This is a genomic window from Corynebacterium limaceinasi (genome assembly GCF_046717465.1).
In the GTDB taxonomy this organism is placed as follows: Bacteria; Actinomycetota; Actinomycetes; order Mycobacteriales; family Mycobacteriaceae; genus Corynebacterium.
The window spans coordinates 1,276,852-1,296,167 of record NZ_CP177100.1 but is presented as its reverse complement, the minus strand read 5'-3'; the positions used below and the strand labels follow the sequence as shown (position 1 = coordinate 1,296,167).

19 protein-coding genes and 1 tRNA gene are annotated in these 19,316 nt (G+C 57.1%); 9 read left to right on the top strand and 11 right to left on the bottom strand.

All coding sequences use genetic code 11. The features are described 5' to 3' along the window. Positions 1 to 39: 39 nt before the first annotated feature. From ACLI1Q_RS06370 to secA2, 5 genes are all read right to left on the bottom strand, one after another. Positions 40 to 603, bottom strand: coding sequence for a MerR family transcriptional regulator (locus ACLI1Q_RS06370; protein WP_005282882.1), 564 nt, complete (start codon positions 601 to 603; stop codon positions 40 to 42). Positions 604 to 749: 146 nt separating this feature from the next. Then, entirely contained in the window at positions 750 to 1,343 is a 594-nt protein-coding gene (locus ACLI1Q_RS06365) for a bifunctional nuclease family protein (RefSeq protein WP_284771855.1), read from the bottom strand. 38 nt (positions 1,344 to 1,381) lie between these two features. Next, positions 1,382 to 2,128: a MerR family transcriptional regulator gene (locus tag ACLI1Q_RS06360; protein WP_034659152.1), complete on the bottom strand. Its 747-nt coding sequence runs from the start codon at positions 2,126 to 2,128 to the stop codon at positions 1,382 to 1,384. Positions 2,129 to 2,228: 100 nt separating this feature from the next. Beyond that, positions 2,229 to 2,663: an oxoglutarate dehydrogenase inhibitor Odhl gene (odhI, locus tag ACLI1Q_RS06355; protein ID WP_023022279.1), complete on the bottom strand. Its 435-nt coding sequence runs from the start codon at positions 2,661 to 2,663 to the stop codon at positions 2,229 to 2,231. Between the two features lie 85 nt (positions 2,664 to 2,748). Then, on the bottom strand, positions 2,749 to 5,040 hold the full coding sequence (gene secA2, locus ACLI1Q_RS06350; protein ID WP_284869701.1) for an accessory Sec system translocase SecA2: 2,292 nt from the start codon (positions 5,038 to 5,040) through the stop codon (positions 2,749 to 2,751). A gap of 87 nt (positions 5,041 to 5,127) precedes the next feature. Between secA2 and ACLI1Q_RS06345 the strand changes: the two genes are divergently transcribed. The 3 genes from ACLI1Q_RS06345 to ACLI1Q_RS06335 all read left to right on the top strand — a co-directional run bounded on the left by ACLI1Q_RS06345 (position 5,128) and on the right by ACLI1Q_RS06335 (position 6,836). After that, a complete protein-coding gene (locus tag ACLI1Q_RS06345; RefSeq protein ID WP_284796154.1) occupies positions 5,128 to 6,288 on the top strand; it encodes an alpha/beta fold hydrolase in 1,161 nt (386 codons plus the stop codon). Continuing rightward, the gene (locus tag ACLI1Q_RS06340; RefSeq protein ID WP_284770696.1) at positions 6,288 to 6,686 is read left to right on the top strand and encodes a YchJ family protein; all 399 of its coding nucleotides are present in this window, start codon (positions 6,288 to 6,290) and stop codon (positions 6,684 to 6,686) included. The genes ACLI1Q_RS06345 and ACLI1Q_RS06340 overlap by 1 nt, the downstream gene beginning before the upstream one ends. Before the next feature lie 76 nt (positions 6,687 to 6,762). Next, a tRNA-Pro gene (locus ACLI1Q_RS06335) sits at positions 6,763 to 6,836 on the top strand. 59 nt (positions 6,837 to 6,895) lie between these two features. Here ACLI1Q_RS06335 and ACLI1Q_RS06330 read toward each other — a convergent pair. After that, entirely contained in the window at positions 6,896 to 7,465 is a 570-nt protein-coding gene (locus tag ACLI1Q_RS06330) for a cadmium resistance transporter (protein ID WP_284771852.1), read from the bottom strand. Positions 7,466 to 7,561: 96 nt separating this feature from the next. On the opposite strand from ACLI1Q_RS06330, the gene ACLI1Q_RS06325 reads away from it, so the two are divergent. The 4 genes from ACLI1Q_RS06325 (at position 7,562) to ACLI1Q_RS06310 (ending at position 11,073) form a co-directional block, all read left to right on the top strand. Next, a complete protein-coding gene (locus ACLI1Q_RS06325) occupies positions 7,562 to 8,488 on the top strand; it encodes an ABC transporter ATP-binding protein (RefSeq protein ID WP_035108509.1) in 927 nt (308 codons plus the stop codon). Positions 8,489 to 8,571: 83 nt separating this feature from the next. Further along, on the top strand, positions 8,572 to 9,327 hold the full coding sequence (locus ACLI1Q_RS06320; protein WP_284869713.1) for an ABC transporter permease: 756 nt from the start codon (positions 8,572 to 8,574) through the stop codon (positions 9,325 to 9,327). After that, on the top strand, positions 9,327 to 10,463 hold the full coding sequence (locus ACLI1Q_RS06315) for a sensor histidine kinase (RefSeq protein ID WP_284849783.1): 1,137 nt from the start codon (positions 9,327 to 9,329) through the stop codon (positions 10,461 to 10,463). Before ACLI1Q_RS06320 ends, ACLI1Q_RS06315 begins: the two co-directional genes overlap by 1 nt. Next, positions 10,456 to 11,073: a response regulator transcription factor gene (locus ACLI1Q_RS06310; protein ID WP_284849765.1), complete on the top strand. Its 618-nt coding sequence runs from the start codon at positions 10,456 to 10,458 to the stop codon at positions 11,071 to 11,073. Before ACLI1Q_RS06315 ends, ACLI1Q_RS06310 begins: the two co-directional genes overlap by 8 nt. A 128-nt stretch (positions 11,074 to 11,201) precedes the next feature. On the opposite strand, the gene ACLI1Q_RS06305 is transcribed toward ACLI1Q_RS06310, so the two are convergent. Continuing rightward, the gene (locus tag ACLI1Q_RS06305; protein WP_239268049.1) at positions 11,202 to 11,399 is read right to left on the bottom strand and encodes an antitoxin; all 198 of its coding nucleotides are present in this window, start codon (positions 11,397 to 11,399) and stop codon (positions 11,202 to 11,204) included. A 161-nt stretch (positions 11,400 to 11,560) separates the two neighbouring features. On the opposite strand from ACLI1Q_RS06305, the gene ACLI1Q_RS06300 reads away from it, so the two are divergent. Continuing rightward, positions 11,561 to 12,811, top strand: a complete 1,251-nt coding sequence (locus ACLI1Q_RS06300) for a site-specific DNA-methyltransferase (RefSeq protein WP_411696924.1) — start codon at positions 11,561 to 11,563, stop codon at positions 12,809 to 12,811. Here the strand turns inward: ACLI1Q_RS06300 and ACLI1Q_RS06295 are convergent. From ACLI1Q_RS06295 to ACLI1Q_RS06285, 3 genes are read right to left on the bottom strand one after another with little or no spacing between them, the layout of a single operon-like run. Further along, positions 12,808 to 13,788 (bottom strand): alpha/beta hydrolase family esterase, encoded by a 981-nt coding sequence (locus tag ACLI1Q_RS06295; RefSeq protein WP_284849767.1) that lies wholly within the window; start codon positions 13,786 to 13,788, stop codon positions 12,808 to 12,810. The two genes, ACLI1Q_RS06300 and ACLI1Q_RS06295, sit on opposite strands and share 4 nt — an antisense overlap. Further along, the gene (locus ACLI1Q_RS06290; protein ID WP_284869702.1) at positions 13,785 to 15,527 is read right to left on the bottom strand and encodes an ABC transporter ATP-binding protein; all 1,743 of its coding nucleotides are present in this window, start codon (positions 15,525 to 15,527) and stop codon (positions 13,785 to 13,787) included. Before ACLI1Q_RS06290 ends, ACLI1Q_RS06295 begins: the two co-directional genes overlap by 4 nt. Next, positions 15,527 to 16,960: an ABC transporter transmembrane domain-containing protein gene (locus tag ACLI1Q_RS06285; protein WP_284849769.1), complete on the bottom strand. Its 1,434-nt coding sequence runs from the start codon at positions 16,958 to 16,960 to the stop codon at positions 15,527 to 15,529. Before ACLI1Q_RS06285 ends, ACLI1Q_RS06290 begins: the two co-directional genes overlap by 1 nt. 37 nt (positions 16,961 to 16,997) lie before the next feature. On the opposite strand from ACLI1Q_RS06285, the gene ACLI1Q_RS06280 reads away from it, so the two are divergent. Further along, complete coding sequence (locus tag ACLI1Q_RS06280) at positions 16,998 to 17,816, top strand: class I SAM-dependent methyltransferase (protein WP_284849770.1); 819 nt, start codon at positions 16,998 to 17,000, stop codon at positions 17,814 to 17,816. Here ACLI1Q_RS06280 and ACLI1Q_RS06275 read toward each other — a convergent pair whose 3' ends face one another. Further along, a complete protein-coding gene (locus ACLI1Q_RS06275) occupies positions 17,817 to 19,202 on the bottom strand; it encodes an anaerobic C4-dicarboxylate transporter (protein ID WP_284869705.1) in 1,386 nt (461 codons plus the stop codon). Positions 19,203 to 19,316: the final 114 nt, after the last annotated feature.

Below are 19,316 nucleotides of genomic sequence, written 5' to 3'. Positions count from 1 at the left end.
CGTGAGCTGGGGTCTGGAGGGAGAACTTATTAAGAGGACTTATGAACTCTTGCGGTTGCGGCGAGCGGCGAGCTCATCCAAGCCAACCACGTTGTCATCGGGCAATTCCTCGATGCGCTCTGCGGGGAAGGACGTAATCGTGCCGGACAGTTCCTTCAAGATTCCCGGCACTGCGATGCCGAAGACACCCTGCCCGCCGGCGAGAAGGTCAATGACCTCATCATTGGAGCGGCACTCGTACACGGTAGTGCCATCAGAGACGAGGGTGAGCTCAGCCAAATCGTTAACGCCGCGGTCATGCAACGATTCCACGGCCAAACGGATATTCTGCAGGGAAATGCCGGTGTCGAGCAGGCGCTTGACAATCTTGAGGACCAAGACGTCCTTGAAAGAATAAAGGCGCTGTGAACCCGAGCCGCGGGCGGTGCGAATGGAGGGGTTGACCAAGTTGGTGCGTGCCCAGTAGTCCAACTGGCGATAGGTGATGCCAGCAACCTGGCAGGCGATGGGCACGCGGTACCCCACTTCTTCGTCCGGTCCCACATCAAAGAGGGATTCTTGGACGTACTGGGACTCGGACTGAGTGTCCTCGGTGATGCTCACGTAATTACTCCAATGGGGTTTGTTGGAAGCTCTAAAGATCAATTAAATGCCAAGCGCACACCCCCGTCAAGCGGTGCTTGCTTAACCTTCGAGTACAACTTTAGACTTTAAAAACCACATTGTCACCATTAGTCACACGCGTGTCATTAATTTTTTTCGTCTTCTTCCCCCGTGTGGAAATCGGATTCATCCATGCCAAGGCTGCGCATCATCTCTTCGAAATCGGCATCGGCCTGCGCGTTTCCGGATGCAGAGGTGCTTTCCTCGGCGGAGGAGGCATCGCTGTCTTCCCAGTCCTGTGTGGGGGTAGGAAGCTCGAGGTCGAAGTATTCCTTGATGTCCTCCTCGCTGGCGAAGACGGATACCTGCGCCAAGAGCGCAGATTCGGCAACGATGGGCACCTTAAAGTACTCGGCTACCGCCAAGGCATCGCTTACACGCGCATCAAAAACTTCACCTTGCGCGGTCTGAATATCCACCATGAAGGTGCCTTGATGGTGGTTGACAATCTCGATGGCCTCGACGCCACCTGCAGCCTCCAAGACCTCGCACAGAAGATCGTGGGTCGTGGGGCGGTTCGGGCGCTGGTCAGCAAAAACGGTAGCCAATTGGATTCCGTCTACGGCCGAAAGCCAGACGGGAATGAGGCGATTGTCTTCGGGCCAACGCAGCAGTGCGCAGACATCATCTTCTGGCCCAAGCTGGTGAATGCCGTGAAATTCAAGGGTTACATCACTCATAGCTACCACTCTCCCACATGGGAGGCAGCCATGGTGAGTTAGCCGTTAAATTCGTGGCGCAAATCCGTCTTTACCAAGGTGGCATGCAAAGAAACCACTAGCGCCGTCATCTGCTGGGACAGTTCTTCTGCCTGCTGGTGAGCGGTATCGGAATTCGAGTGCGCTACGGGGGCCGCAACCTGCGAAATCAAATCTGCTTGGCGGCGTGCGCTATTGCGCAGGGACTTCAGCTGGCTAGCGCTAAAGCCGAAGGCCTGCAACGCTACCGCGGCAGAAGCAATGGCCACGTCGTCGGTATTGAAAAATCCCGCGGCATCCGGCTTAATGAGCTTGTCCTTGATAAAGGTGGCAATATCCGCCTCGGATGCTCCGGCTTGCTCTGCTACCTCGGCATCGGTCAAGCGCGTTACCGCGGGTGCTTTGAACTGTTGCGGGGACAGCAAGGTCTCCGCATTGCCAGCAGAAACAATGGCGGTGACCTGGCCAGAATCCATCGCTTCCAGCTGCTCGCGGATAACCTTAAGCGGGGTGTAATTATCCCGCTGGGTGGTCAAGATATAGCGCAACCTATCCACGTCTTCCTGCGTGAACCGGCGGTAGCCGGAGGCAGTGCGCTGGGGAGAAATTAGCCCCTCTGACTCGAGGAAGCGGATTTTAGACACAGTGACATCAGGGAACTGCTGATTCAGCGTTTCTAAGACCACGCCAATGGACATGGTCTTAGCCTTCTTCGTGTTCGGGCTTTTGCGGCGAGCTGATGCCGCCGCGGATTCTGCTGCGCTCACTGTGTCTATCTCTTTAAAAGTGTCTCAGTAGTCGTTGGATATAAAAAGGAGACTAAACCGCTTTAACCAAGTACGGCAAAACGGCTTGTCTGCTGCGGTTTTAGTCCTGCTTGGTGATGAAGACGAGGCGGAATTTACCGATCTGAATCTCATCTCCCACCTCGAGCACCTGCGAGTTACGCGGCTCGCGGTTGACGTAGGTGCCGTTCAGGGATCCCACGTCTACTACCTCGAATTGGCCGTCATCATTCTTGCGGAATTCAGCGTGGCGGCGGGAGACGGTGACATCATCCAGGAAGATATCTGCCTCTGGGTGGCGCCCTGCCGTGGTGGTGTCCTGATCCAGCAGGAAGCGGGCACCGGCATTGGAGCCGCGCTTGACTACAAGCAACGCCTGGCCGTCCTCCAAGTTTTCCGTACCTACCGCAGAGGTCTCGGTTCCCTTGGTGCCATTTTCCATTTCCTTGAGCAGGTCAGCGCGGAATACAGAGGTGGTCTCCACCTGTGGTTCCGGGGTTCCGGTGTTCTCGCTCATTGTTACCTCCGGGGATTAGTTTTGAGTTACTTATACCAATAATAGCGACTCTACCGAGTCTTTGATCTCTCAGTGGGCAATTATTTCACCGGAAAATGTTTCCGATGCCGCTCAACACGGAATTTCCCTGCCCCGCAAGGGGGTTATCAGAGACCATATAGGTCCACGTTGCGCTTGGACGGTTCAACCCAGAGTCTGCTAGGTGTGCCCCCTCGGCGTCAATAGGCACCTGCCTGAAGGTCTCTACGGCCTGATCTACCGCCCGCTGCGCCAAGTCCTTAAATTCGCGCACCGCGATGCGGTGATATTCGTCAATTGGGGTCTCGCGCGCGATGGCGCGCAGGTGAATGGATTCGCGCACATCATCGAGCAGCTCGAGGTGATCGGCCCAGCCCATGTCCAGGTGATACAGCATGATTTCGCGCGCTGCCTGGGTGCGCGCCGCCTCCGGGATATCCGCAAGCTCGCTCGCCCGCTCTGGGGCGCGCTCGGCAAGTTCCTGCCACGCTTGGTCTGTATCCAATAGCGCTGCACGGCGCTTATCGATGATGATGCGCTGGTCCGCCAAGAGCTGGTTATACTTCCAGGTTTGCGCGTGAATTTCTAGCAATTGGCCCTCTGTTACCCGCTGACAATGGGCGACAAAGTCCTGCACTCGTTTGGATTCGATGAGCCCGCTAGGGCCAGGTTGCGCGCTGACCTTTTCCCCAGCTCCGCCTTGTTGCACCACATCATCTTCCAGGGAGACGAAAAATAGCGCCAAGCCTGGGTCCCCTTGGCGCCCTGCACGCCCGCGCAGCTGGTTATCGAGCCGCGCGGTGCGGTGCCGAGAGGTTCCGATCACGGCAAGGCCGCCGCGTTCGGCCACCTCATCGTGGTCGGCCTCATCGGCACCACCGAGCTTGATGTCGGTACCGCGGCCGGCCATTTGTGTGGAGACGGTTACCCGCCCAATATCGCCGGCTTCGGCGACAATCTGTGCCTCTTCGCGGTTATTTTTGGCGTTGAGCACGTTGACTTCGATATCGCGATCGCGCAAGGCCTCCGCCAAATTTTCTGATTCCGCAACGTCTTGGGTTCCCACAAGCACTGGTTGACCGGCTTCGTGCAGGTGGGCAATTTCTTCGACGATGGCCGCTGACTTCTCCCCTATGGTGGCAAAAATGCGATCTTGTTCATCGAAGCGCTGCAGTGGCTTATTCCGATCGATAACGGAAACGTGCAGGTCATAAAATTGCCGCAGCTGGTCGGTGGCCTCTACCGCAGTACCCGTCATTCCACAGACCAGCGGGTACCGTCGCATGAGTTCTTGCAGGGTAATCGTATCGAGGATGCGCCCGCCCTCAGAGACTTCCAAGCCCTCTTTGGCCTCTACCGCTGCCTGCAGCCCGTCGGGCCAGCGTTGCAGATCGGCGACGCGACCACGGGAGGCATCGATAAGCTGCAGCTTGCCGTCCACCACGATGTAGTGAATATCGCGTATCAACAGCGCCTTTGCGTGCAGCGCCAAGTTGACCTTGACGAGGACGGTGCCGATATTGTCCTCGGAATAAAGGGAATCGATGCCGAGCTCTCGCTCTACGCGGGCTGCGCCGACATCGGTAAGCTGCACCGTGCGCCCGTCATCTGAGATGACGTACTCGTGGTTCTCTCGGAGGCGGGAGACCACATTGGTAATTTGCCCCGTGGGAGCTTCACCGGGGCGATTTCCTGCCAGAACCAGGGGCACGAGGGCCTCATCCACTAGGACGGAATCGGCCTCGTCCACCAAGGCGACATCGCCAGGCGCCTGCACCGTCTGTGCGCGTTCGGTGATCTGGTTATCGCGCAATAGGTCAAATCCCAATTCATTGACCGGGGAATAAATAATATTCTGCACATAGGCTGCGCGGCGCTCATCCGCGCTCATGCCCTCCGTGACGGAGGCTACCTGCAGCCCAAAAAATTCCACGACAGGCCGCATCCATTCGGCATCGCGGCTGGCCAGATAGTCATTGACCGTCACGACGTGGACGCGCTTTCCAGTCAGCGCGAAACCCGTTGCGGCCATCGCGCCAACGAGAGTCTTGCCCTCACCGGTAGCCATTTGAATGACATCGCCGGTAAGCAGTCGCAGTACCGCCTGCGATTGCACGGTGAATGGGTGCAGGCCCAGGGTGCGTTCACACGCGACGGCAAGGGCACCCAGGAATTGGGCCTTGTCTGCGACCTCGCCGCCGCGCACCGCATCGCGGGCGGCTTGGGCCACGGCAGCATCGTCGCTCTGCGCGAATTTCTCCGCGGCGGAGCGAGCTTCATCCACGATGGCCTTGGATTTCTTATCGTTTCGCTCGCTTTGCGAGCCCATCGCTTTCCAGAACCAATCGAATGCTCCCACGACAATTCCTCCTTTAGGGGCTGGCTGCCTACGACTCTAGTCAACCTCATCTGGCTTGGAACCTATGGGGCCGTTATTGTAGGTGCCATGCAATCCGTCAATGTTAAGCTGCCGTCCAGCCGAGGAACCGAGATGGCAGGAACCATCGACTTTCCTGATGCTCCCCCTCTCGCCTTCGCCGTCTTCGCGCATTGCTTTGCCGGCTCGCGCCATACCCCTGGCGCGGCCCGCACCTCGAAGCAATTAACGGAATTCGGTATCGCCACCTTGCGCTTTGATTTTCCCGGTTTGGGGCAATCAGAAGGCGAGTTCGCGGACACCACATTTAACCAGAATGTCGACGATATCCGCACCGCCGCGGACTGGCTAGAAGAACACTATTCCGCACCACAGATGCTCATTGGTCACTCCTTGGGCGGCGCAGCGGTGGTCAAGGCCGCCACGGCAATGAAAAAGATTCGCGCCGTGGCCACCATCGGCGCCCCCTTCGATCCCGCGCACTCCGTGCTGCACTACGCGGATAAGATCGGCGAGGTAGACGCTAATGGCGAGGTCGAGGTCGTCTTGGGAGGCAGGGCCCTGACCATTTCGCGTAAATTCCTGGAGGATCTGGCAGAAACCAATCCGGAAGAATACCTACCGCGGTTGCGCAAGCCCCTCTTGTCCCTGCATTCCCCCATCGATCAGACGGTGGGCATCGACAATGCGCAAAATATCTTCCGCATGACCCGCTACCCCAAATCCCTCGTTTCGCTGGATAAGGCCGATCACCTGCTCACCAAGCAGGGAACCGCAGCCCGCGCCGCTGATCTGATCGGTGCCTGGTCCCAGCAATTTATTGTTCCCGACTATGAGCCCGAGGAAGTGGGCACCGACGCCGCCGTTGCCCGTCCCGCTACCGGCACCAAGTTCGGCGTCGTGGTGCGCCACAATGATCACTCCGTGACCGCGGACCGCACCAAAAAGGAAGGCGGCAAGGGCAAGGGCTTTACCGCAACCGGCCTGCTCATGTCGGCCTTGGCAGCTGCCTCCACCCAGGCCATCAAGGAGGCCGGCAAGAAGCTTGCGCTTGACGATGTCCACGTATCCATCACCCAGACCGGTACCACCTCCTTCGAGCGCCGCATCGAACTAAAAGGCTCCTTGAGCGATTCCGATATCGATGCACTGCGCGCAGCCGCGCGTGATACCGATGTCGAGCGCATGGCCGCCGGCGCCACCATCACCGATATCGTGGACTCCAACTAATGGTGGCCCTCAATCCCATCGCCGATTCCCGCCGCTGCCCCTGCACGAGCGGGCTGAGCTTTGGCGAATGCTGCGGCAAGTACCATGCCGGTGCCAAAGCTCCCACAGCCGAGGCCTTGATGCGGTCACGCTTTAGCGCCTTCGTCAGCGGCGATGAGGACTACCTCCTGCGCACCTGGGATCCGGTGACTCGGCCGAGCTCATTGGACTTGGCTGACTCCCCCATCCGGTTCTACCGCCTCGATATCCTCGATACCGAAGGCGGTGGTCTTGTAGACGATGAAGGCATCGTGGAATTTGAGGCCTTCTACAAGGGCGAGGCAGTGGGCTCCCAGCGGGAGCGATCGTCTTTCCGGCGCCTGAATGGCGCATGGGTCTATTCCACCGGCGAGCTTTGATGCAGGTCATGGCCTTGATTTCACTGTGGAATTATCCTGATGTAATCTAGGGCAGTCGCAACAAATAATGCGACGCCGGGCTATGGCGCAGTTTGGTAGCGCACTACACTGGGGGTGTAGGGGTCGCAGGTTCAAATCCTGTTAGCCCGACAAATTATCCCACGGCTATGGATTTACTTCACGGCCGTGGGATTTTCTGTGTGCCTCGCCTACACCGCAAATAGGATGGCGAGACCAAGCAGTATAAGCACCGTGGGGAATAAAACGCTCTCCCACTTCTCTAGTGCTTCTGCTACGGCTGGCCGTGTGGCCACAAATTTCGCCGCCGCTACAAGGCCTGCGACCAAGACGAGGAATACGACGCAGTACACCGCGATATCTGCGGGCGAAGACGTGGTAAATACCGGCAAGTACACACCGATATTATCGCCGCCATTGGCAAAGGTGACCCCGGCTACCGCAGCGATACTGAGCTTCTTTCCAGAAACGTCATCGTCGTCTTCCCCACGAAAAGCCTCCCAGGCTGCCCAGATACCAATGGCTAAGGGAATAAGCCCGAAAAAGCGTATCCAGTCTTCCGGAAGAATGGCGCTAAGTCCCAGACCGAGTGCTACAGAGACCGCGAGGATTCCCAAAAATCCCAGGTACTGGCCCAAAAGGATGGCTTTGGTCGTGCCCTTCCTGCCCGCGCCACGGGCAAAGAATAGCGAGAGAACAACGATATCGTCGATATTGGTGACGATGAATAAGACGATTGCGGATGCGAGAGTAGTAATCACCTAATCAGCTTAACGTATCCACCGATGACAATTGTCATGGAAACTTCGTGACACGACCCCTGTTATTAAAAGCGCAAACGTAGTTAAGTGCAAGACATGAAAACTACACGTATCCCTAACTCAGGTTCCTCAACAGCGATTGAGGTACGCGACGTAGAAAAAGTCTTCGCAGCGAACTCCTCGCATTCAGTGCGAGCACTGAATGACGTATCAGTCTCCATCGCCACCGGAGAAATCGTAGCGTTGTTAGGTTCCAACGGCGCTGGAAAGTCCACACTCATTGACCTTATCTTGGGCCTTACCGAACCTTCTTCCGGCGCTATTACAGTCCAAGGCAAAAGCCCCCAGGAAGCGATCAACAACACACAGCTAGCAGCGGTGCTCCAATCCGGAGGTCTTCTCCCCGAGCTCACCGTAAGCGATACCTTAAAGATGATTTCCGCTACCTTTGCCCAGCCCCTAGACATTGGCGAGGTCGCACATCACACCAACTTAGAACCGATATTGTCTCGACGAGTGGGCAAGTGCTCCGGCGGCGAGCAACAACGTCTTCGTTTCGCGCTTGCGCTCCTGGGTGACCCACAGATACTCATCCTTGACGAGCCGACTGCCGGTATGGATCCAGGCGCTCGCCGGGACTTTTGGGCGTCCATGCAGCACCAGGCTGAGCTCGGGCGGACCATCTTCTTCGCGACACACTATCTCGAAGAAGCGGACAATTTTGCTGAAAGGATAGTGCTTTTGCACAAAGGGGAAGTTGTGGCCGATGACAAGGTAATTGACATACGTAGCCGCGGCGAGGTCCGAAGAATTACGGCCCAATTTGACGGCAGTATCCCTCCAATGAGTGCGCTACCAGGCGTTACCGAAGTCACCCGCACTGGAGATCACATTCAAATGACTACCTCAGATTCGGATTCACTGGCCCGTCATCTTCTTAACCACACAGGCGCCTATGACCTCACCATTAGCGCTCATAGTCTGGAAAATACTTTCCTCGCTCTCACCGATGAGCACAACTAATCCAATTCTCCTCCCGCCAGCCCCCCAAACGAAAGATTCCAACCATGTCTAATAGTTCCACCGCGCCTGCGTTGAGTAACACAATGCGTTTTGCTGGGTACAATTTCCTCCGGCTGCGCCGCAACCTCGCCCCGCTATTTTTCACCACCATTTTGCCGGTATTTTTCTATCTACTTTTCGGCACACTAATGGACGTTGGCAGCCTTCCCATTCACACCGGTAAATTTGCAGCTCTCCAAATGATCAGCATGGCCCTGTACGGCGGCGTCGCCGGTGCAGTGGGAGCTGCCGCTTCTTCAGTCACTGATGCTCGATCCGGTTGGAGACGCCAACTAGCGCTTACTCCGCTGCGCCCTCACCGAATCCTCTGGGCGAATATCACATCCATAGCATTGCAAGCTCTACTACCCATTACGGCAGTGTTTCTCACCGGTGCATTAACTAAAGCCGACATGGAGCCCCACCAGTGGGCTTTGTCCTTTCTTGCTTGCGCTATTGTCTCTATTCCCTTTGGCTTATATGGAATGATATGGGCACTTGCTTTACCGACGGATAACTCCGTGGCCATTGCTTCTTCCTCTATTGTCCTCCTGCTGTTCGCCGCCAATGTCTTTATCCCTCTATCTTCCTCACTTATGGCGTTTGGCCGCTTTACACCCCTTTTTGGCCCTGTCGTGTTGGCTCAATGGCCATTGGCAGAAGGGATGCAACTGCTCAATGACGCCGATGGAACGGTTAACCATTCCCTGTGGAGCGCGGGACTAAACTTCGCCGTATGGACCGCAATTTTCGTCGGAGCCTGCGCAGCGCTGCTCCACCGCGACAAATCACGAATGTAATGAATTCATTCCACTCGCCCTTTACGGGATTCGCTACAAATAATGCGGTGTTTGCCAGCGTTTGGCTTATATTTCTGTTCTTCAGCTTAATTCTGAATTTCGCTCAGCCTGGTGTGGACGCTACGCAGCGCCTAGGATCCACTGCCTGTGTTATCGCTTTCAGCGCCGTATATTTCTTCAGCTTTGGTTCGGTGAATTACTACCCGCGGGGCTGGAACTTACGTTATCGCTTGGCCGCTCGGTGGTCTGCCTTAGCGCTCATAGCGCTTATCGCCATACCCTTCTTTGGAGTTTATGCCACCACATTTGTGCCCTATCTAGCTGCATTCCTCGGGTTTCAATTACCACTGCGCCGGGCATTATTATGGGTACTTCTTACCGGACTCGTAGTCACAGGTGCCTTATGGAGCGTCGATTCGCAAGACCTCTTAGGGACATTCATTGTGATATTCGGCTGGCCAATCTTGCTGGTGATGCTAGGCACAATGTCTCAAAGGGAAGACTCCCGCACGGATTTAGAGCATCAGCTTGATCTCGCTCGCCAACGCGAAGACATTGCCACCGACGTTCACGATTTGCTCGGTCACTCGCTTACCGTCATCAATTTAAAATCTGAGTTGGCACAGCGGTTAGTAGACGTAGATCCAACTCGAGCTCGAAACGAGCTTCAAGAAATAAGTGACCTTTCCCGTAAGAGTTTGGCAGAAGTCCGCTCCACAGTTACCCGGATGCGCATGCCGACCTTCGAGGGAGAAGTTCAGGCAGCACGGCGAGCGTTCGATACTACAGGGATTCAAGCGCATCTTCCTGCCAACGTCCAAGCCGTAGGACTTTATGACGCCGCCTTTTCCTGGACATTACGTGAGCTCACCACTAACGTTATTCGCCACTCAGGAGCAGAGCACTGTTGGGTAAGCATATCCCAGAATAAGCTCCAAGTCGTAGATGATGGTTGCGGCTTCGATCCGAAAAAGCAGTACCAAAGTGGCGGGCTACACGGGCTTCACAAGCGAATAGAGGAAAGCGGCGGAAAGTTGATTATTATGAGGAAGGACGATCGCACCGTAGCGCTGATTACTATGAACGGTGATACCGAATTACTACCCTTGGACAGTGAAATTGGTTCCGATGGCTGATGCATCTCCACCCATCCGTATCCTTATCGCAGAGGATCAATCATTGGTTCGCGGAGCCCTTGCTGCTCTCCTAGCTACCGAACCAGACATTGATGTAGTTGCTCAATGCGCAACGGGCAACGAGGTTGCGAGGCTCGTCGCCAAGCACAATGTGGAGGTAGCTCTTCTTGATATTGAAATGCCTGGAAAGAGCGGTCTAGACGTAGCTGAAGAACTCTCCAGCAGCCCATGCAAATGTCTCATCGTTACTACTTTTGGCCGCGGCGGCTATGTAAAACGTGCTATTGATGCCAACATCGCTGGGTTCATAGTCAAAGACACTCCACCAGAACAACTCGCGGAGGCAATTCGCCGAGTAAAGGCTGGGCTGCGGGTAATCGATCCTGCCCTGGCACGAGAGAGTCTTTTTACCCCAGACAACCCGCTCACACCCCGGGAACGAGAAATCGCGGGACTTTTATTATCTGGGGTGACTTCCTCAGAACTGGCGCGCAAAGTGCATCTTAGTCCAGGCAGTGTACGCAACGTCGTGTCCAGTATCATGACAAAAACCGATGCAAATAATCGCTACGAGGCTGCGACGAAAGCCCAAACTCAGGGCTGGATTTAAAAAGCGCGTTTTGCACCAGCCCAATCGGACCGCGTATTTCAGAAAAATCGGCCACAGACATAAGCTTAAGCCCCGCTCCTGTCTGGAACGGGGCTTAAGCGATATTTAATTAGAAATTAGGGCGAGAACTACTTGTTCTCGTCGTCACCGTCGTTATTGGTGCCGAGCTTGTCATCAATGACATCGCGGGCCTTGTCTACCTGGTCTGCCTTGTCCTCGCCCAGCTTGTCCTTGGCAAAATCCTCGGCCTTGTCCAAACCTTCCTTGGTAACTTCCTCGCCCTTTTCGGAGTTCAGTGCTTCCTTTGCCTTGTCAAAGATACCCATTGCTAATCCTTTCGTTGTTTACTTCATCTAACCATTGCCGTGCGAGGCAACACTGCCCACGATAATGACACTGCCGGGACTTCGCCACCAAAGGTGGCCAGAAGTTTTAAAGTGATAGCGTTAATGAGACCAATGACCAGCTCGCACGGAAAAGGCAATAAATGATCCACACCAGCCCTAGTGCAGACTGCAACTCCGCGGAATTCTTTGGTCTGGTATGGCCTGGCAAGCAAGCTGCCCGCGCTGCGGCAGAGACTCCCCTAGCCGCCGAGTTCGAGCTCGATGCTGCGTTAAGCAGCGTGACCGACTCTCCCAATAGCATCCACTTGGCCGATAACCTGCCGGTTCTACAGCACTGGGCTTCCACGGGCGAGACCTTCGATGTCATCTACATCGACCCGCCGTATAACACCGGCCGAGACTTTGTCTACCGCGATAATTACCGGGCGCGACGCGAGGTAAATTCCGGCAGCTATGCCCAGTGGCACGCCGAGTGGCTGTCCATGATGTTGCCACGGCTCATCTTGGCGCGGCGCGTCTTGGCGGAGAACGGCTTTATATTCGTCTCCATCGGAGAGGACGAGGCCGCTAATACCCGCAAGGTTTTAGACGAGGTTTTTGGCGAGGGCTGCTATGCCGGGCAACTTATTTGGAAAAAGGCCGGCACTGGGAAAAACGATTCCAAGTATGCGGTGGTAGAACACGAATACATCCTCTGCTATGCCAAGAACCCGGATAACCCCGGATTCAATGTAGATGCTGGGGGTTATACGAGCACCAAATATAACCACGAGGATGAACGTGGCAAATACTCCTTGGTGCGCCTTGATTCTAAGACCCTGGGGTACCTGCCATCGCTGGATTTTCCCATTGCCTCGCCCGATGGCACGCAACACTGGCCGGACCAACCGGATGGCCACAGCCGGGTAGCGCGCTGGCGCTGGGGCAAGGACATGGTGGAAAAACACTACGATGAGTTGGTCTTTCGGCGCGGATTCGTCTACACCAAGAACTATCAAAAAACAGGGGCGCGGCCGCGTTCCATCCTCGATGGGCAAAGGTTTGGCGTAACGCGCACTGGACGCCGCGACGCAGAGGATGTCATGGGCGTGGAGGGAATCTTTGAGTTCCCCAAGCCGGTACGCCTTATCAAGCACCTCATCGCCATTGGCGGCGGGGCCGATGCCCGGGTGCTCGACTTTTTCGCAGGCTCAGGCACCACGGCGCAGGCGGTCATCGAACTCAACCGAGAAGATAAGGGCGGGCGCAGCTTTCACTTGGTGCAATTTCCAGAGCCCACCGCTCCGGACAGTTCGGCGCACCGGGCAGGCTTTTTTAGCGTCGCGGATATTTGCGTAGAGCGCGTGCGATCCGTGCCCGGGTCCTCTTTCCGGGCCTACCGCGCGGTCTAGGTTTCGCGGGTGCCGTCGGGCCTGCCCGGAATGCCGAAGAAGTCCAACACGCGGTCAGTGGCGAAGAACTTTCCCACTTCATTATTTTTGTCTCCAAGACCACCCGGCCACACGTGGGAGCCGCCACCGATGCGGATATGCTCCAGCGGTGCGGAGCAGCCCCTCCAATGCATATCGAGGGCATTATTGACCAAGCGGTTGGTGTCTACCTTCTCCGAGCATTTATTGCGCTTGCGGTCTTGCTCCAGGACGGATTCGACGGAGAAGTACTTGGTCTTATGCCGGGTCCCGCCGTAATAGCCCACGACGGGGTCATCGGTACCGTGCATATCTAGGCGCCCTACCGGTTCATGGGCGCAGTCTTTCAGGATATCTTCATAATAAGCAGCGGAAATGGTGGCGACCGAGTGGAAGATGCCGGGCATCTGGCAGGCCAGGTAGGCAGCAAAACCGCCGCCATTGGACATGCCGGTGGCATAAAGCCGGGAATCATCGACGTTATAGGTCGCGCGCAGGGAATCGAGGATATCGAGCACGAATTTCTTGTCCTCGCTCCCGCTGGTTTCCGCGTACGGGGCGGGGCTCCAGGCCTTTTTCTTGCCCGTGGGAAAGACGGTAATGGCTTGTGCCGCATCGAGGCGGGAATAGCCGCGCAGGTTTTCCGCTGACTGCCCCCAGCCATGGAAAGCCAATACTACGGGCCATTCTTTCTGCGCCGTATAATTTTCCGGCACGCTAAGAATGAAGGAGCGCCCGGACGGCAGGTTAATCGTCGTATAGGACCCGGGTTCTGGGCCACTGAGCGGCGCAGAGGTAGGAATCCCGAGCTGTGAGGCAGCCGAACCGTGCGATTGCGTGCTTTCGCTGAGTACCCCCGAGTCCGATTCTTCCTCGTTATTTGCGCATGACACGCCCAGCGCCGCCACGCAGCACAAGACTGCGGTGCTCAACGCAGCGCGCACCGGCCTCCGTCTCATGATGTTCGTCCCTTCTGCCAAGCGGCCCATAATTGTTTATAACGGCCCCCATAATTTAGCAGCTCTGCATGGCTACCCTGTTCTACTACCCGGCCATTATCCATGACCACGATGGCATCGGCACGCGAGGCCTGATCCAGGCGGTGTGCAACCACCAAGGCGGTGCGCCCCTCCATCACTGATTCTGCGGCGTCCTCTAAGGATTCAGCACCCACCGAGCCTGCTTCCGCCGTGGCTTCGTCCAAGATGATGATGCGGGGATCCAGCAGCACGATCCGGGCAAGCGCCAATTGCTGTGCCGCCACCGGGTCCAACGGCATGCCTTGCGCGCCCACGATGGTATCGAGGCCTGCCTCCAGTTCGAAGAACCAGTCAGCCTGCACTTGGCGCAGCGCCTGAACCATTTCCGCATCGGTGGCTTGTGGCGCCGCGAGTGCAAGATCCTCACGCAAACTCCCAGAAAAGACGTGCACTTCCTGGGAGACGAGGGCAAGGCGTTGGATACGCTCGGCATCGGAAAGCAGGGCAACCTCGACGCCATCGACAAGCACGGTGCCTTTATCCGGAACGCGCAAGCCCGCAAGCAGCGCTGCCACGGTGGACTTCCCCGCCCCAGACGCCCCGACGAGGGCAACCGTCTCACCCGGCTTAATCGCAAGGTTGAGGCCCTCGACGGCCCAAGAGTTATCGCTATAGCGGAAGGAAATATCGCGCATGTCCACGCTGCCATCGCCCCGCGGTGCACCGCTATCCGGCACCGGTTGGGGCGGATCGATGACCACGCCCACGATGCGCGCCAACGAGGCATACCCAGATTGCACCGTATCGAGCACGCGCATCAGCCCCATCAGTGGACCGCGCAGGCGAATGAGCAATAACATCGCCGCGGTGACCGCGCCAACGGTAAGCGCATTGGCCTGCACCACCCAGAAGCTTACCGCCAAACCGCTGCCCAATAAGACTAGCTCAATGCCGGTGAGGTGGGCCTGGAGCACCATCATCGTCCGGCGCGCGTTATATCCTTCTTCCACCACACGCGTTGAAGCCGCCCCGATCCGATCGTGCATCGTCTTTTCCATGCGGAATGCACGGACCGTATCCCTGCCGTGGATCGCTTCCAAAAGCTTGCGGGCGCGGTCCGCCATGGCGGCGCGCTCAGCGGCATATCGGTCAGGGGCGCGCCGCAGGTAATACCGGCTGGCAAAGAAATACAGCGGGGTCACGGCAACAATAACCACGAGGTATTGCCAATCCACCGTAAGCAGCGCTACTGCCGTTGAGGCAATGGCAAAAATGGACTTTGCCAGCACGGGGACCGTTTCAGTAACCGCGGCGGAAAGCTCCGCCACGTCATCGGTAGAACGCGATACCAAATCCCCGGTTCCTGCGTCCTCGACGCGGTGCGTGGGAAGGCCGAGTGCCGTAGAGACCATATCGTCGCGCAGGGACGCGATGACGCGCTCGGTCAGCTGGGACAGAACATAGAACCCCGCCGCCGATAAAGCGGCAGACGCGCCCGCGACCCCGATGAGCAGGGCTCCGAGGAGGGCGATGCTGGTACCTGTCGTCACGGCATCAACAATCTTGCCGAGCAGGATCGGGATGGTGACATTGGCTGCTGCCCCGGCTATCAAGAACACCACGGCGATAAGGGCGCGACGGCGCGCGTGAGGAATCAGCGATAACTGCTGCGCCACAACCTTTCGCACCTGTGGCCACGTGGCGGTGGGAAAACGCATTAAGATTCCACCCCCACTGCATGCCACGCAGGCGCCGATGTATAGACAATGGTGGGTTTATCCTTCCGGAAGTCCGCAACGCGGTGGGCTACTTCTTGCTCGGTCACGGAATCGACTGCGGTGGTGGGATCAGAGAGAATAAGCACCTCTGGATCCGCGGCAATGGCGCGGGCAAGGGCGACTCGTTGCTGCTGGCCGCCGGACAGGTTGTTTCCGCGCTCACCCACGGCGCGGTCCAGCCCACCTGGAATATCCTCACCCGCTGCCACCTCTAGCGCCCATGCGGCCGTACTCGCATCCGGATGAATATTATCCTGCACGGTTCCGGTAAACAGCATGACCTCGTGTGGCACGACGATGAATTTCTCCCGGGGCAAATCCCGCAGTCCTTCCGGAGCATGCCCATCGATAGCGGTGATACCCGGCCGCAGCGCCGGCACCTCTGGTGCGGCGTCCTCGGGAAGCCCGGGAGCGCCCAGCAGGCCCACGATTCGCTGCGCACTCGCCTGCGCCGCGGCCCACCGGGAGGCAATATTCCTTCCTAGCATGGTCATTGGGGTAATGATGAATTGGGTAAGGCCAATTACCATAATGAGCTCGCCAATGCTCATCTGCCCATCCAGCGCCAGATAGCCGGCAGCAACCGCGACGGCGATGACATAGATGGACCCGAGCGCCTCCGTAGAAGCGTTCAATCCAGCCTGCGCCGCATTGGCCTCAACGGTTCGCTCGTAGGCGGCATCGGAATCGCCCGCATAACGCTTACGCACGGAACCTATCGCACCGATTCCCTTAATAATGCGCAGGCCATGGACAATATCCGTCGCCGTCGCGCTAGCCCGGCCCAATGCTTCTTGCCGGATACCAGAGCGCTTGCGCAAGGGACCAGCCGAGCGCAGTGATCCCCACACCACGATGGGGCCGCCGCATAAAATGGCCACTCCTAGCGGCACATTCACCCGGCTGGTCATCACCGCGACATAAATGATCGACGTAATCTCCGCCACCGGGAACACCGTCATCATCACGGCATTCTGCACACGGGTCGCATCGGTTGAGGCAATGGCCAATAACTCCCCTGGCGTGCGTTTCGGCCCGCCCATCCCTTTGGGATCCATAATCCGATCCGTGATGGCCATGCGCACGTCGTGGCCGATAACCAGCATGCTGCGCGCGTTGAGCCCGCGGCCACACCACCCAGTGACGGTATTTACGGCGAAGGCTAGCACCAGCAGTGCAAGCCACCACCACAGTCGCCCGATTGATCCTTCCACCACCGCTTCATCGATGGCATAGCCCACGATGACCGGCGTTGTGCCATTGAGCACAAAAGAGATAGCCATGCACACGGCAGCGGGAATGGTCATCCCAGGCCGGGAGAAGACAGTCTTCAGCAACCACCGCCGATCTGATGGTTCTGGAAGTGTTGCCATAACAAGCCATTCTAATTCCCGGTAGGTTAGATAACCTATGTCGACTCGCCACCCCAACCCCCAGCACTTCCCCAGCTACCGAAATCCCTCTGCGAAGCAGAAGCCTACCTTCAGCACCGATCCCCAGCGCACCCAGGCAGCGCGCGCCTTCCACCACGGCGCGCACACCTATCAGGATGTCCGTCCCCATTACCCGGCTAAGGTTGCTGAGCTCATCGCCGGTGCCCACCGCGTTGCCGATATCGGCGCCGGCACCGGCAAACTTACCGAGTCCCTCACCAATCCCCGCGTGCTCGCGGTCGAGCCATCTCCAGACATGGCCCGCGCGCTCCAACGCCGCTTGGATATTCCCATCATCCGCGCCACGGCCGAGCACACCGCGCTTGCCGATGCCTCCCTCAACGCCGCCTGCCTCGCCCAAACCTGGCATTGGGTCGACGTTGCCGCCGCTTCCGCCGAGCTGGACCGCATCCTCGCGCCGGGCGGGCGCGTCCTTTTGGTGTGGAATACCCTCGACGTACACGCGGATCCCTGGATCCTTCGGTTAAGCCGCATCATGCACTCCGGCGACGTGCATAAGCCCGGCTTTTATCCGGAGTACAAGTCACCCTGGAACTTAGAGCGCGAACTCCGGCTGAGCTGGACCCAGGAACTTACCCCAGAAAAGCTCCACCAACTCATGCACACCCGTTCCTACTGGCTCAGAAACAACGAGGACATCCACGAGCGCATGACCCACAACCTAAACTGGTACCTCTACGAGCACATGGGCTTTTCCGCCGGCCAAAAACTGCACATCCCGTACCGCACGGATGCATTCGTGCTGGTACGGGAGGAGTCTATCTCGAGGGACTGATTACAGGAGAACCTGGGCCAAGAGGGAGCCGACGACACAAGAAGTAAATACGGAGATCGCTCCGGGGATAAGGAACGAGTGGTTGATGACGTATTTGCCAATTCGCGTCGTACCCGTGCGATCGAAGCCAATGCAGGCCAAGTCAGAAGGATAGGTTGGCAAGATGAAGTAACCATAAGCTGCGCCGTAGAAACCAACGATGACGGCTGGGTCAATGCCCAATTGCAAGCCAATGGGGGCAATTGCTACCAGTGCAGCGGCCTGTGAATTGACCAACTTGGACACAACCACCAACACGACGGCGTACGTCCATGGGGCCGCCTCGACGACAGATCCCAAGTTCGTTTCCAGGGCATCGATATGGGATTGGAAGAACGTATCTGCCATCCACGCAACACCGAAGACCGAAAATACAGCGGTCATGCCGGCCTTGAATACTGGAGTAGACGCAATCTTTTTGGTATCCACCTTGCAGCTTAGGAGAATGATGGCACCGGCGACGAGCATGACCATCTGGATCACTAGATTCATCGATACCGGGCTCAGCTCGCCATCATCACCAGGAACCAGCGGGCGCAGGAACTCGAAAGCGCCGAGGAGGACCACGCAGGCAATAGCGACGAGGAAGACGACGACCGAGCGCTTAGCCTCGCGGGAAAATTCTTTACCGATGAGCGAATCGGCGCTTTCATTGATGCTGGCGGCAAACTCTGGGTCTTTCATCCGCTCTTGGAAAACCGGATCCTTGTCCAAGTCCTTGCCGCGACGCAGCGACCATAACGCAGCGAGAAGAACACCGCACAAGGACGCGGGTAGCGCCACCGTAAGAATCTGCGGAATCGAATAAGCTTTGTCGATAGCTCCAGCATTTTCCGCAAGGATCGATGCAAGAGAAACGGTAGCCACGGACACCGGTGAAGCGGTAATACCCATCTGGGCCGAGGTCGAGGCCACTGCCATCGGACGCTCAGGACGGATTCCCTTTTTGAGCGCGATGTCTTCAATAATCGGAAACATGGTGTAGACCACGTGGCCAGTGCCGCAAAGTACGGTAAGGAACCAAGTAGTCAGTGGTGCCAAAATGGTGATGCGCTCTGGATGAGCACGCAAGAACTTCTCTGCATGCTGCATCATCACTTCCAAACCTTGTGCTTGTTGCAGTGTGGCTGCGCAGCCGATAACGGCAATGATTGTGAGCATGACCGACACGGGGGGCTCGCCCGGTGCCAAGCCAAATACAAAGACCATCAGCATCAAGCCGATGCCAGAAATTAATCCAAGGCCGATCCCGCCATAGCGGGTGCCCAATAACAAAGCACTTAAAATGATTATGACTTGAAGCACGATAGCCAGGACTGAATCCGGGGCAATCACATTCGCTAACATGTCATGCCTTTCAAACAGAAAGTAAATGGTTGACAAGTTTTATCCTATCGGCGCCATAGTGCTTTCACCGAAGCGAAAAGGAGAGCGAAGTGTCACACTATTGTTGGTGACACT